At 68.7% G+C, this 13,284-nt stretch carries 10 protein-coding genes; 6 read left to right on the forward strand and 4 right to left on the reverse strand.

Annotated elements, in window-relative coordinates; genetic code table 11:
• Positions 1-107: 107 nt before the first annotated feature.
• The 4 genes from M9M90_RS05570 to clpB all read left to right on the forward strand — a co-directional run bounded on the left by M9M90_RS05570 (position 108) and on the right by clpB (position 8,422).
• Positions 108-1,517 (forward strand): M20/M25/M40 family metallo-hydrolase, encoded by a 1,410-nt coding sequence (locus tag M9M90_RS05570; protein WP_254836174.1) that lies wholly within the window; start codon positions 108-110, stop codon positions 1,515-1,517.
• A gap of 11 nt (positions 1,518-1,528) precedes the next feature.
• Complete coding sequence (locus M9M90_RS05575; protein ID WP_254836175.1) at positions 1,529-3,754, forward strand: sulfatase-like hydrolase/transferase; 2,226 nt, start codon at positions 1,529-1,531, stop codon at positions 3,752-3,754.
• A 66-nt stretch (positions 3,755-3,820) separates the two neighbouring features.
• On the forward strand, positions 3,821-5,731 hold the full coding sequence (locus M9M90_RS05580) for a S9 family peptidase (RefSeq protein ID WP_254836176.1): 1,911 nt from the start codon (positions 3,821-3,823) through the stop codon (positions 5,729-5,731).
• Between the two features lie 108 nt (positions 5,732-5,839).
• The gene (gene clpB, locus M9M90_RS05585) at positions 5,840-8,422 is read left to right on the forward strand and encodes an ATP-dependent chaperone ClpB (RefSeq protein WP_254836177.1); all 2,583 of its coding nucleotides are present in this window, start codon (positions 5,840-5,842) and stop codon (positions 8,420-8,422) included.
• 59 nt (positions 8,423-8,481) lie between these two features.
• Here clpB and M9M90_RS05590 read toward each other — a convergent pair whose 3' ends face one another.
• From M9M90_RS05590 to arfB, 3 genes are all read right to left on the reverse strand, one after another.
• The gene (locus M9M90_RS05590; RefSeq protein WP_254836178.1) at positions 8,482-8,859 is read right to left on the reverse strand and encodes a hypothetical protein; all 378 of its coding nucleotides are present in this window, start codon (positions 8,857-8,859) and stop codon (positions 8,482-8,484) included.
• Between the two features lie 72 nt (positions 8,860-8,931).
• Positions 8,932-9,471 carry a hypothetical protein gene (locus M9M90_RS05595; RefSeq protein ID WP_254836179.1) on the reverse strand — a complete coding sequence of 180 codons (540 nt, stop codon included), beginning with the start codon at positions 9,469-9,471 and terminating at the stop codon, positions 8,932-8,934.
• 51 nt (positions 9,472-9,522) lie between these two features.
• On the reverse strand, positions 9,523-9,948 hold the full coding sequence (arfB, locus tag M9M90_RS05600; RefSeq protein ID WP_254836180.1) for an alternative ribosome rescue aminoacyl-tRNA hydrolase ArfB: 426 nt from the start codon (positions 9,946-9,948) through the stop codon (positions 9,523-9,525).
• 201 nt (positions 9,949-10,149) lie between these two features.
• On the opposite strand from arfB, the gene M9M90_RS05605 reads away from it, so the two are divergent.
• Positions 10,150-10,641: a GNAT family N-acetyltransferase gene (locus M9M90_RS05605; RefSeq protein WP_254836181.1), complete on the forward strand. Its 492-nt coding sequence runs from the start codon at positions 10,150-10,152 to the stop codon at positions 10,639-10,641.
• On the opposite strand, the gene M9M90_RS05610 is transcribed toward M9M90_RS05605, so the two are convergent.
• Entirely contained in the window at positions 10,638-11,120 is a 483-nt protein-coding gene (locus tag M9M90_RS05610; protein WP_254837078.1) for a Fur family transcriptional regulator, read from the reverse strand. The two genes, M9M90_RS05605 and M9M90_RS05610, sit on opposite strands and share 4 nt — an antisense overlap.
• 132 nt (positions 11,121-11,252) lie before the next feature.
• Between M9M90_RS05610 and M9M90_RS05615 the strand changes: the two genes are divergently transcribed.
• Complete coding sequence (locus M9M90_RS05615; protein ID WP_254836182.1) at positions 11,253-13,268, forward strand: TonB-dependent receptor; 2,016 nt, start codon at positions 11,253-11,255, stop codon at positions 13,266-13,268.
• The last annotated feature ends 16 nt before the right edge of the window (positions 13,269-13,284 follow it).

Below are 13,284 nucleotides of genomic sequence, written 5' to 3' on the forward strand. Positions count from 1 at the left end.
GCCCGGACTGGAGGGCGGCGGAACAGGTCGGAGAGCCTCGCCAAGCATGGCCGTTGCCTGGCGCATCGCCGCCCCATAGGGTCGCTCCACCTCGCTTGGAGTGTTCCATGATCCGTCTGTTTTCCGCCGCGGCGCTCGCGGCGTTGGCGCTGGCCGGCCCTGCCGCGGCCCAAACCCCCCGCCCCGACCAACTCGCCTTCCGCGAACTCTACAAGGAGCTGATCGAGATCAATACGACGCTCTCGTCGGGGAGCTGCACCGCCGCCGCCGAAGCCATGGCTGGCCGGCTGAAGGCCGCCGGCTTCGCCGACGAGGACCTGAAGATCATCGCCTCGCCCGAGCGGCCCAAGGACGGCGCCCTGATCGCCACGCTGAAGGGTTCGAACCCCAAGGCCAGGCCGATCCTGCTGCTGGCCCATATCGATGTGGTCGAGGCCAACCGCGCCGACTGGGAGCGCGACCCGTTCAAGCTGGTGGAAGAGGACGGCTTCTTCTACGCCCGCGGCGCCAGCGACGACAAAGCCCAGGCCGCCATCTGGACCGACAGTCTGGCACGCTACAAGAAGGAGGGCTTCAAGCCCCGCCGGACGCTCAAGATGGCGCTCACCTGCGGTGAGGAGACCCCCGACACCTTCAACGGGGTCCAGTACCTGATCGCCAACCACAAGGACCTGATGGACGCCGAGTTCGTGCTGAACGAGGGCGCCGGCGGGCGGCTCGACAAGGACGGCAAGCGGGTCTCGCTGGGCATTCAGGCTGGGGAGAAGGTCTATCAGGACTACACCCTGGAAGTGACCAACAAGGGCGGCCACTCGTCCGTTCCTGTCCGCGACAACGCCATCTACCACTTGGCCTCCGGTCTGGCGCGGCTGGGGGTGCACGACTTCCCGGTGAAGCTGAACGACGCCGTGCGCGGCAATTTCGAGCGCATGGCGGTGATCGAGGGCGGGGAGTCCGGCGCGGCCATGGCCGCGGTCGCCAAGAACCCGGCCGACGCCGAGGCGGTGGCCAAGGTGGCCCAGGACCCGGGACGCAACTCGATGATGCGCACCACCTGCGTGGCCACCATGGCCAGCGCCGGCCACGCGCCCAACGCCCTGCCGCAGCGGGCGCGGGCCAATGTGAACTGCCGCATCCTCCCGGGCGAGGGCGTGGAAGAGGTGCGCCAGGCCCTGGTCAAGGTTCTCGCCGACGACGCCATCAAGGTGACCACGGTCGGCGTCCCTAGCCCGGTCTCGCCGCCGCCCTCGCTGGGCAAGAACATCACCGGCCCGGTGGAGCAGGTGTCGAAGAAGATGTGGCCCGGCGTGCCCTTGGTGCCGGTCATGGCCACCGGGGCCACCGACGGCCGGTTCCTGAACGCGGTCGGCATCCCGACCTACGGCCTGTCGGGCCTGTTCGGCGAGCCGGAGGGCAACGGCGCCCACGGACTGAACGAGAAGATGCGGGTTCGCTCCCTCTACGAGGGCCGCGACTTCCTGCACGAGGTCGTCAAGCTCTACGCCAACCAGAAGTAGGGGACGCTGAGATGGCGGCGAAGATCGGTCGGACGCTGGCGGACTCGACTCCGCATTGGCCCGAGCGGCGCGCGCCGCCAAAGGGCGCGCCGAACATCCTGGTGGTGCTGTTCGACGATGTCGGCTTCTCCGACTTCGGCTGCTACGGCTCGCCGATCAGGACCCCGACCATCGACGCCATCGCCGGGCAGGGGCTGCGCTATACCGGCTTCCACACCACGGCCATGTGCTCCACCACGCGGGCGGCCCTGCTGACCGGGCGCAACCATCACTCGGTGGGGATGGGGTGCCTGGCCAATTTCGACTCCGGCTTCCCCGGCTATCGCGGCAAGATCGCCAGGGAGGCCGGGACCCTGCCGGAGATGCTTCGCGCCAACGGCTATTCCACCTACATGGTCGGCAAGTGGCATGCGACGCCCCTGACGGAGACCGGGTCGGCGGGCCCGTTCGACGGCTGGCCGCTGGGGCGGGGCTTCGACCGCTATTACGGCTTCATGGACGCCGAGACGGACCAGTATTCGCCCGAGCTGGTGCGCGACAACACGCCGATCGATCCGCCGGCGACCTACCCGGAGGGCTACCACCTGACCGCCGACCTGGTGGACCAGTCGATCCGCTATGTGGCCGACCACGTGGCCGATGCGCCGGACAAGCCCTGGCTGCTGTGGCTGGCTTTCGGGGCCTGTCACGCCCCGCACCAGGCGCCCAAGGAGATCATCGAGAGCTACGATGCGGTCTTCGGGGCCGGCTGGGATGTGGAGCGCGAACGCCGCCTGGCGCGGCAGAAGGCGCTGGGGATCGTGCCACCCGATACGCGGCTTCCGGACCGCAACGACGGGGTGAAGGCCTGGGCCGATCACAGCCCCGACGAACAGCGGATCTTCACCCGGCTGCAAAGCGCCTTCGCCGGGATGCTCGACCATGCCGACCGCCATCTGGCGCGACTGGTCGCGTTTCTCGATGAGGCAAAGCTGCGCGACGACACCCTGATCCTGGTGCTGTCGGACAATGGGGCGAGCCAGGAGGGCGGCCCGTTCGGCTTCGTCAACGCCATGGGCCCCTACAATATGAAGCCCGAGCCGGTGGCGGAAAAGCTGGCGCGGATCGACCTGATCGGCGGGCCCGACAGCCACTCGAACTTTCCCCACGGCTGGGCCATGGCGTCCAACACCCCGCTGCGGCGCTACAAGCAGAACACTCACGGCGGCGGCATCCGCGATCCGCTGGTGATCTCCTGGCCCAGGGGGATCGCGGCGCGCGGCGAGCTGCGGGGCCAGTTCGCCCATGCCAGCGACTTCACGCCCACCCTGCTCGAGCTGCTGGGCCTGACCCCGCCGGACAGCATCGCCGGCGTAGCCCAGATGCCGATGGAGGGGGTGAGTTTCGCGCCGTCCCTGGCCGATCCCGCCGCCCCGGCGCGCGGCCGGGCCCAGTACTTCGAGATGTTCGGCCATCGCGGCCTCTGGAAGGACGGTTGGAAGGCGGTGGCCTATCACCCGCCCGGCCTGTCGTTCGACGACGACCGGTGGGAGCTGTTCCATCTGGACGCCGACTTCTCCGAGACCGACGACCTGGCCCAGGCGCGGCCGGAGAAGCTCGCCGAGCTGCAGGCCCTGTGGTGGAAGGAGGCGGAGGCCTGCAAAGTCCTGCCCCTGGACGATCGTTTCGCCGCCCGCTTCGCCGAGAACGCCGCGCGCTATTCTGGTCCGCGCAAGCGCTTCGTTTTCCACCAGGGCATGGGCCACCTGCCCACCGACTGCGCCCCCGACGTGCGCTCGCGCGACTACCGGATCATCGCCGAGGCCAGGATCGAGCCCGGCTGCGAGGGCGTGCTGATCGCCCACGGCGACGCCACCTGCGGCTATTGCCTGTTCGTCCGCGACGGGCGGCTGCACCACACGATCAATATCGGCGGGAGCCGGGCCACGGTCAGTTCCGAGGCGCCCCTCGCGGCCGGCTGGCGCAGGCTGGGCGTGACCTGCAAGCAGGGCGATGGGCGAACCTTCACCCTGACCGTCGACGACGAGCCGGCCGGCCAGATCCATACCTATCTGGGCTTCGCCACCCTGATCTCCTGGTCGGGCCTGGATATCGGCCGCGACCGCGGCAGCGCGGTCGGGGACTATCCGGCGCCCTTCAGCTTCACCGGCAAGCTGCGGAAGGTGAGCGTGACCATGGACGGAGAGCAGGATCTCGACGGCGAGGCGGTCGGCCAGGCGGAGATGGCCCGGCAATAGCCCCGCGACTTGTGGTTGATCGCCGCGCCTGCTTCGGGCCAAGATGGTGGCCTTCGGGGGAAGTTCATGATCGTGCGATTGCTGGCCGCCCTGTGCGTGGCCCTGTTTGCTGGACCGTCGCTGGCGGCGCCGCCGCCCCTTGAAGCGTACGGAAAATTGCCCGCAATCGAGGACGTCAGCATCTCGCCCGACGGCGCCAGCCTGGCTGTGGTCGCGACCGACGGCGAGAACCGCGTCATCGTCAGCCGGGATATCGCGACCGGCAAGAGCACGCGTGTCGTGGTGGGCGAGGCCAAGGTCCGCGACCTCAGGTGGGCGGACTCCCAGCGCCTTCTGATCACCACCTCCACCACCGCCAGGGTCATGGACCTGCTGGCGCCGCGCGGCGAGTGGCTGATGTTGTTCGCCTACGATCTGGAGAAGATGAAGCTCCACAAGCTCATGCGGGACGCCAAGGACGCGATGAACGTCGTGGTGGGCTACCCAACCGTCCGGACCATCGGCGGCGAGCGGTTCGTCTTCGTCGAGGGCGTCAAGTTCGACGAAGGGCGTCGCGGGCGCATCGCCCTGTACAGGCTGGAGCTGGAACGCGGCTCATCGCGCCTGATCCACGCCGGCTATCCCCACACCCGCGACTGGCTGGTCGGCAAGGACGGCGAGGCCCTGGCCGAGAGCGAATGGGATCCGGTCAGCGGTCGTTGGGTCGTCAAGATCAAGCAGCCCACGGGCTGGGTGGAGGCCCGTGGCGGCACGGCCTTGCAGTACCCGGGGACCATCATGGGCCTGGGCCGGACGCCCGACACGATCCTGATCTCGGAGATCAAGGACGGCGACTATGCCACGCGCGAGATGCGCCTGGACGGCGTCCTGGGCGACGAGGTCCTGGAGTCCGGGGACATGCCGCTCCGCGATCCCGCGGACCACCGGCTGATCGGGTATCAGCGCACGGTCGGGGACACGACCGACTATGTCTTTTACGAGCCGCGGGACACGGTCGCCTGGAAGGCGGTGAAGGCGGCCTATCCGGGAGAACGTGTGAGTCTCGTCTCCTGGTCCGATGACCGGCGCAAGCTGGTGGTCCTGGTGGACTCGCCGACCCATGGCCAGGACTATGCCCTTGTCGACCTGGGAACCAAGAAGGCCAACTGGATCGGTCCGAAGCACGCCGGCGTGGGGGAGAACGGGGTCTCGCCGGTGCGTCCGGTCAGCTACAAGGCAGCCGATGGGCTGGGGATGTCGGGCTACCTGACCCTGCCCAAGGGCAAGGCCGCCAAGGACCTGCCCCTGGTGGTCCTACCGCATGGCGGCCCGGCGGCGCGCGATATGGCGGGATTCGACTGGTGGTCGCAGGCGCTGGCGTCGCGCGGATATGCGGTGCTTCAGGTCAACTTCCGCGGTTCGGACGGTTTTGGACATGACTTCATGTCCGCTGGCTTCGGCCAGTGGGGCCGCAAGATGCAGACCGATCTGTCGGACGGGGTGAGGCATCTGGCGGGCCTGGGAACCATCGATCCGAAGCGTGTCTGCATCGTCGGCGCCAGCTATGGCGGCTACGCAGCCCTGGCCGGGGCCACCCTGGATTCTGACGTCTACAGGTGCGCCGCCTCGGTCGCGGGATTGTCGGACCTGGGCAAGTTCATAGCCTGGTCAAGGACCCAGCGAGGCGTGAGCGCGCAGCGGTACTGGAACAATTTCATGGGCGCGGAGGGGCCGTCAGATCCGAAGCTGTCGGAGATCTCACCCCTCGACCACCTCGACAAGATCAAGGCGCCGATCCTGCTGATCCATGGGCGCGACGACACCGTGGTGCCTTACGCACAGTCGGTGATCATGGCCGATGGACTGAAGAAGGCCGGAAAGTCGCACGAGTTCGTGAGCCTGGCGGGGGAGGATCACTGGCTGTCGCGCGGCGAGACGCGGCTCCAGATGCTGACCTCGGTCGTCGCCTTCCTGGAGAAGCATAATCCGCCGGACTAGGCGGGATCGCGATCCCTTGTGTGGCGTTGAAGCCACACTACATCGGGTCATGCCGGCGTTGCGCTTGATCAAGGCGACGCCTGCAAATCCGCCTATCCAGGGGACGTCATGAACATCGATCTCTATTCCGATCGCGCCAAGCAGGCGATCCAGTCGGCCCAAAGCCTCGCGCTTGCGCGGCGCCACCAGCAACTCGCGCCCGAGCATCTGCTGAAGGTGCTGCTTGAGGAAAAGGACGGGCTGAGCCGCGCCCTGATCCAGAGCGCCGGCGGCCGCCCCGAAGCCGCCGACACGGCCGCCGACACCCTGCTGGGCAAGCGGCCCAAGGTCGAGGGCGGCTCGGGCCAGCTCTACATGACGCCCGAGGTGGCGCGCATCTTCGCCGACGCCGAGGCCGGGGCGAAGACCGCCGGCGACGCCTTCGTCACCACTGAGCGGCTGCTGATCGCCATCGCCAAGGAAGGCGGCGACGCCGCCAAGGTGCTGAGCGAGTCCGGCGTCAACGCCAAGGCCCTGGAAGAGGCCGCCACGGCCATGCGCAAGGGCAAGACCGCCGATTCCGCCTCGGCCGAGGAAGGCTATGACGCGCTCAAGCGCTATGCGCGCGACCTGACCCAGGCCGCCCGCGACGGCAAGCTGGACCCGGTCATCGGCCGCGACGAGGAGATCCGCCGCACCATCCAGGTGCTGAGCCGCCGCACCAAGAACAATCCCGTCCTCATCGGCGAACCCGGGGTCGGCAAGACCGCCATCGTCGAGGGTCTGGCCCTGCGTATCGTCAATGGCGACGTGCCCGAGAGCCTGAAGGAAAAGCAACTCCACTCCCTGGACATGGGCTCGCTGATCGCGGGCGCGAAGTACCGCGGCGAGTTCGAGGAGCGGTTGAAGGCGGTGCTGAACGAGGTCACCGCCGCCGAGGGCTCGATCATCCTGTTCATCGACGAGATGCACACCCTGGTCGGCGCGGGCAAGTCGGACGGGGCGATGGACGCCTCGAACCTGCTGAAGCCCGCCCTGGCGCGGGGCGAGCTGCACTGCGTCGGCGCCACCACGCTGGACGAGTACCGCAAGCACGTCGAGAAGGACGCCGCCCTGGCGCGCCGGTTCCAGCCGGTGTTCGTCTCGGAGCCGACGGTGGAGGACACTGTCTCGATCCTCCGTGGCCTGAAGGAGAAGTACGAGGTCCACCACGGGGTGCGCATCTCCGACGCCGCCATCGTGGCCGCCGCGACCCTCTCGCACCGCTACATCGCCGACCGCTTCTTGCCCGACAAGGCCATCGACCTGATCGACGAGGCCGGCAGCCGGGTGCGCATGGCCGTGGATTCCAAGCCCGAGGATCTGGACGAGATCGACCGGCGCATCGTGCAGCTGAAGATCGAGCGCGAGGCCTTGGCGCGGGAGACCGACGCGGCCTCCAAGGCCCGGCTGGAGAAGCTGGAAGAAGAGCTCGACGACCTGGAAGGCCAATCGGCCGAGATGACCGCCCGCTGGCGCTCGGAAAAAGAGAAGGTCTCCTCCGCCGCCCAGGCCCGCGAGGCCCTCGACCGGCTGCGCGCCGAACTGGTGACCGTCCAGCGCCGCGGCGACCTGCAGCGCGCGTCGGAGATCGCCTATGGCGAGATCCCCGCCCTGGAGCGCCGTCTCGAGACCGAGGAGGCCGCCGCCGCCGAGGACCCGATCAGCCCCGAGGTGGTCGACGCCGAGCAGATCGCCGCCGTCGTCTCACGCTGGACCGGCATCCCGGTCGAGAAGATGCTGGAGGGCGAGCGCGAGAAGCTGCTGCAGATGGAGGACGCTCTGCGCGGCCGGGTCATCGGCCAGGAGGAGGCGCTGGTCGCCGTCTCCGACGCCGTGCGCCGCGCCCGCGCCGGCCTGCAGGACCCCAACCGACCTATCGGCTCGTTCCTGTTCCTGGGTCCGACCGGTGTGGGCAAGACCGAGCTCACCAAGACGCTGGCCGACTTCATGTTCGACGACGAGGCGGCCATCACCCGCATGGACATGAGCGAGTACATGGAGAAGCACTCGGTCAGCCGGATGATCGGCGCGCCCCCCGGCTATGTCGGCTACGACGAGGGCGGGGCGCTGACGGAGGCGGTGCGCCGCCGGCCCTACCAGGTGGTGCTGTTCGACGAGGTGGAGAAGGCCCACCCCGACGTGTTCAACATCCTGCTGCAGGTGCTGGACGACGGTCGCCTGACCGACGGCCAGGGCCGTACGGTCGACTTCCGCAACACCATCTTGATCATGACCTCGAACCTCGGCTCCGAATTCCTGGCCAACCAGGCCGAGGGAGAGGATGTCGACGAGGCCCGGCCGATGGTCATGGACGTGGTCCGCCGGCACTTCCGGCCGGAGTTCCTGAACCGGATCGACGAGATCATCCTGTTCAAGCGCCTGGGCCGCGGGGCCATGGACGACATCGTCAAGATCCAGCTCACGCGGGTGGAAAAGTTGCTGGCCGACCGGCGGATGTCCATCGCGCTGGACAGCGCCGCCACCCATTGGCTGGCCGAGAAGGGTTACGACCCGGTCTATGGCGCGCGTCCGCTGAAGCGAGTGATCCAGAAGGACCTCGTGGACCCCATCGCCCGCAAACTGCTGGCCGGCGAGCTGGAGGACGGATCGGTGATCCAGGTCGGAGCGTCCGCCGAGGGCCTCGATATCGGCAAGGCCAAGGTGCACTAGGCGCGCGCCCTTAAAATACCGAACGCCCCGGGATCACTCCCGGGGCGTTTTGCTGTCGGCTACCAGCAGCGCCTCACCCGCACGTAGCCGCCATAGTAGGGATCCCACTGCGAGTAGGTGCGGCAGCTCGAGCGCCGGTGGCGCGGAGCGTAGTAGCCGTAGACCGGCGGGCTGTAGTAGCGCCGCTCATGATAGCCGCGCGGGTAGTAGCCCCGGTCGTAATAGCCGTCCCGATAGTAGTCGTTGCGATAGTAGCCGCGGTCGCGGCTGCCGGACGCCAGGGCCGCGCCGATGGCCAGGCCGGCGATGCCGGCGGCTATGGCCGCGCCGTCGTCATTGTCCCGGTGATAGCGGCGGCGGTCGGCGGCGTCCGCGCCCGTTGCAAGGGCGCCGGCGAAAGTCAGGGCCGCCAGGCCGGCGGCGATTGTCTTGCGCATCTTCGCCTCCGTGCGGATTTGCGCGTCCCTCGAGAGGTTAACGCGCGAGCCCGCGGTGGAGGTTCCGCGAAACTACAGATCGACGCTCACAGGCTTTCCGCCGCGAATCTCGATGCGGCGCATGACGGCGATGTCGGGCCCTTTGCCGGGCGCCACCGGCTTGGCGACCGTGATCACGAACCAGGCGCCGTTGGCCAGGCCGGAAAACGAGAAGTGGCTGTTAGCGTCGCAGACCGTCCGCTTGACGAAGGCCGAATAGTCGCCGCTGGGCGCCGAAGGTGTGCGGGCCCGCACGTCGGCGGCCGGCAGGGCCGCGCGCTCCGGCGACAGATAGAGAATGGTCATGCGCCGGCGGGTCCAGAGGGTCTCCGGCGTCAGCACGACGCCCGCGCCCGCGCACGAATATCTCACCGGTCCGGCCCGGTAGAGCAGCCGGCCGTCGACCCGGCCCCTGCCTGGAACGGCGGACCAGGAAAAGTCGCCGGCCCTGAAGGCCGTGGAGGACGGCGGCCCTTCCCGCGGCGGAGGCGGGGGCGGCGGGGGACCCAGGGTGGGCGCGCAGGCGGCGACCAGGATGAGGGCGGCGAAGGCGGAGGCGATGGGGCGGAGCATGGCGGGCGCACCATAGGCAAGCGGAGGGGCGCGCGCCAAGGCCTTCCTCGATCAATCCTCGCCGGTCACCCGGCCGCGGTTCGACTTGATGCCGCCGCGCCGCACCTTGGCGTCCACCCGGCGGATCTTGGAGGCCTTGGTCGGCTTGGTCTTCTTGCGGGGCGGCGGCGGGGGTTCGGCCGCCTTGCGAATCAGCTCCAGCAGGCGGGCCAAGGCGTCGGCGCGATTGCGCTCCTGGGTGCGGTGGGTCATGGCGACCAGGACCAGCACCCCGTCCTGGGTCACCCTGCGCCCGCCCAGCTTCATCAGCCGGATGGCCACGTCGTTGGGCAGGGACGGCGAGCCGCGCACGTCGAAGCGCAGCTCCACGGCGGTGGAAACCTTGTTGACGTTCTGGCCGCCCGGACCCGCCGCGCGGATGAACCGCTCGCTGACCTCGTCGTCCGAGAGGCTGATGGTGGGGGTGACTTCGATCACCGGCTTTTCCGATTCCCTTTTCCGACCTAAGCTTAGCCCATGCGCGCCGCGATCTTCATGCACGTAACGCTTTGCACCGCCCAGGCCGGGCCGGTGGGAGACGTCGTGCGCTGAGGATCAGCGTCGCCTTCGAACACCAGCCCCGCCGGCGACGGACGGGGCTTTTTCTTTGGCCGTCCTCCGGCACGACGGAGAGACCAGATGAACCAGGACATAGAGGTCCGCGCCCGCGAGCCCGAGGACGCCGCCGATGTCGCCGAACTGCTGAACCAGCCGAAAGCGGTCTGGGGCAGGCTCCAGACCCCGTTCACCAGCGTGGATGAGCGACGACGACGGATGGCGGCCCTGCCGGCCGGCCACACCAACTTCGTAGGTGTGATCGAGGGCAAGGTCGTGGGAACCCTGGGGATGAACCGGTTGGAGGGACGGCGGGCGCATGTGGGCACGATCGGCATGGCCGTTCACGACGCCTATGCCGGGCGAGGGGTCGGGACAGCCTTGATGGCCGCGGCGATCGATCAGGCCGACAGGTGGCTGAATCTCCAGCGGATCGAACTGTCGGTCTGGACCGACAACGCCCGCGCGATCGCTCTCTACGAGCGGTTCGGCTTCGAGCGGGAAGGGGTGCTGCGGCGCTACGCCTGGCGGGACGGCGAGTATATCGACGCCCTTTGGATGGCGCGGCTGCGCTAGGCCACCCGGCAGGCGGCGCAGCGGCCGCGGGCTTCCAGGGTGATGCTGGCCACCTCGTAGCCGGCGGTCCGGGCGGCGGCGAGCTGGGCGGTGAAGTCCGGCTCGAACTCTTCGGCGGCCCCGCAGCAGTCGCAGATCAGGAAGGCGGCGCGGTGGCTTTCGCCATCGATGCGGCAGGGCACATAGGCGTTCAGGCTCTCGATCCGGTGGGCGAAGCCCAGGCGCTCCAGGAACTCCAGCGCCCGATAGACCGTGGGCGGCTTGGCAGGCTCGCCGTGGGCCCCGAAGGCGGCGATCAGGTCATAAGCCTTCTGCGGCGCGTTGGATTCCAGCAGCAGTTCCAGCACCCGGCGACGCGGGGCGGTCAGGCGCTCCTGGGTGGCGGCGCAGCGATTCTCGGCCGCACCCAAGGCGTGGCTCAGCGCATGGCCCTTCAGGCCTGGATGCGCCCCGTCCGCATGGTGACACTCTGCTCCCATGTCCATCAGCTAACCACCTCTTGGCCGGTTCGCAACCAGGGCCGCTTGACGGCAGGTTATGTTATCTCATAACAGGCGATGTTATTTCGTAACAGGGCCGCTGCGCGCCGCCCTGGGTTGCAGGATCGCCGCATGACCAAGACCGCCCTGTTCGCCGCCGCCAGCGTCATCGCCCTCATCGCGGGCCCGGCCCTGGCGGACGACGCGCCGCCTCGCGAGGTCTCCGAGGTGGTGGTCACAGGCGCGCCCTATGTGGTCTCGATGGATTCCACGACCACCGCCGTCAACGTGGTCAGGCGCGATGAGCTGGACACCGCCGCGTCCGGCGGCCTGGGCGATGTCCTGTCGGGCCTGCCGGGGGTGCGGTCGACCTTCTTCGGTCCCGGGGCCAGCCGGCCCGTGATCCGCGGCCTGTCCGGCCCCCGTGTCCTGGTTCTGACCAACGGCGTGGGCATGATCGACGCCTCAGCCCTGTCGCCCGACCACCAGGTGGCCACCGATCCACAGGAGGCCGAACGTATCGAGGTCCTGCGAGGACCTTCGGCCCTGGCCTATGGCGGCTCGGCCATCGGCGGCGTGGTCAACATCATCGACGACCGGATTTCCGAGAAGGTCGTGGACGGTTTCCATGGTCGGCTGACCGCGGCCACGACCAGCGTCGATGACGGTACGACGGCCTCGGCGGCCTTCAAGCTGGGCGTCGGCAAGTGGGTGTTCGGAGTCGACGGCACGCACCGCGAGAGTTCGGACTACAAGATTCCGGTTCCGGCGGAATCGCGTCGCCAGCTCGCTGCGGACGGCGAGGCGTTCCCCGGTCCGGTCAATTCCACGGTCGAGAACACCGCCGTCGACCTCTACGCCTATGGGGGCGGCGCCTCCTATGTCGGCGATGGCGGCTTCCTGGGGCTCGCGGTGAAGCGCACCGAAACCACCTACGGCGTCCCGGGTCACGCGCACGAGGATGGCGGAGCGCCCGGGGACGAAGGCGGCGTCCTGATCGACCTGGAGCAGACCCGCTATGACTTGCGCGGCGGGCTGAACCTGGACCTCGGCCTCTTCAACCAGCTCAAGGTGTCGGCGGGCTATGCCGACTACGAGCACGCCGAGATCGAAGGCGGCGCGGTCGGCACCCTCTTCCTGTCCGACGGCTGGGAAGCGAGGGCCGAACTGGTGCAGGTCGAGCGCGATGGCTGGCAGGGCGCGGTGGGCGTCCAGGGCCTGTCTCGAACCATTGAGGCCATTGGCGACGAGGCCTTCATCCCGTCCACCGAGATCAAGGAAGTGGGGGCCTTCACCCTGCAACGCCTCGACCGCGACGGCTGGGGTGTTGAGGGCGGGCTGCGCCTGGATCGCCGCGAGTTGAAGAGCGCGTTCGGATCGCGCGACTTCACCAATGTCTCCGCGAGCCTGGGCGCCTTCGTGCGTCCGGCCGCCGGCTGGTTCCTCGGGCTGTCGGGCGCGCGCACCTCCCGGGCGCCGACCGAGGTCGAGCTGTTCGCAAACGGGCCGCACGCTGCGACCCGCGGGTTCGAGCAGGGCGACCTGGATCTGGGCTCCGAGATCTCGTACTCGCTCGACGCCACCCTGCACTATGGCGGGGGACCCTGGGACATGGACATGCATGTCTTCGGCGTTCGCTACGATGGCTTCGTCGACCTGCGGCCGACCGGCCTCGACGACCCCGACAGCGGCCTGGCGCTCTTCGACTATGTCCAGACCGACGCGGAATTCTACGGCGCTGAGGTCGAGCTCGGCTACCGCCTCTGGGAGGACGGTGATCGCAGTTTCAGCCTGGAAGGCGCCGCCGACTATGTGCGCGGAGACACCGATCTCGGCGCCCCGGCGCGGATCCCGCCCTGGTCTGTCACCGGACGCGCGGTGTTCGAGGGCGGCTGGTGGACCGGCAAGCTGGAACTCCGCCAAGTGGGCGATCAGGACCGGGTCGCTGAGGCCGAGACCGCCACAGACGGCTATCGGATTCTCAACGCCTCGCTGATCATGCGGCCTTTCGACGACAAGGGCCTCAAGATCTTCGCTGACGTCCGCAACCTCAATGACGCCGAGGCGCGGGAACACGCCTCGTTCCTCAAGGACCTCGCGCCCCTTCCGGGCCGCAGCTTCCGGATCGGCGCCGGCTACACGTTCTAGACGGCCACTCGGGAGC

Source organism: Phenylobacterium sp. LH3H17, from assembly GCF_024298925.1.
In the GTDB taxonomy this organism is placed as follows: domain Bacteria; phylum Pseudomonadota; class Alphaproteobacteria; order Caulobacterales; family Caulobacteraceae; genus Phenylobacterium.

Bases quoted from the DNA above. Each gene is read 5' to 3' on its own strand.
- M9M90_RS05610 (WP_254837078.1), bottom strand. From the start codon at position 11,120: ATGGGAGCAGAGTGTCACCATGCGGACGGGGCGCATCCAGGCCTGAAG.
- M9M90_RS05570 (WP_254836174.1), top strand. From the start codon at position 108: ATGATCCGTCTGTTTTCCGCCGCGGCGCTCGCGGCGTTGGCGCTGGCC.
- clpB (WP_254836177.1), top strand. From the start codon at position 5,840: ATGAACATCGATCTCTATTCCGATCGCGCCAAGCAGGCGATCCAGTCG.
- M9M90_RS05580 (WP_254836176.1), top strand. From the start codon at position 3,821: ATGATCGTGCGATTGCTGGCCGCCCTGTGCGTGGCCCTGTTTGCTGGA.
- M9M90_RS05575 (WP_254836175.1), top strand. From the start codon at position 1,529: ATGGCGGCGAAGATCGGTCGGACGCTGGCGGACTCGACTCCGCATTGG.
- M9M90_RS05605 (WP_254836181.1), top strand. From the start codon at position 10,150: ATGAACCAGGACATAGAGGTCCGCGCCCGCGAGCCCGAGGACGCCGCC.
- M9M90_RS05615 (WP_254836182.1), top strand. From the start codon at position 11,253: ATGACCAAGACCGCCCTGTTCGCCGCCGCCAGCGTCATCGCCCTCATC.
- M9M90_RS05595 (WP_254836179.1), bottom strand. From the start codon at position 9,471: ATGCTCCGCCCCATCGCCTCCGCCTTCGCCGCCCTCATCCTGGTCGCC.
- M9M90_RS05590 (WP_254836178.1), bottom strand. From the start codon at position 8,859: ATGCGCAAGACAATCGCCGCCGGCCTGGCGGCCCTGACTTTCGCCGGC.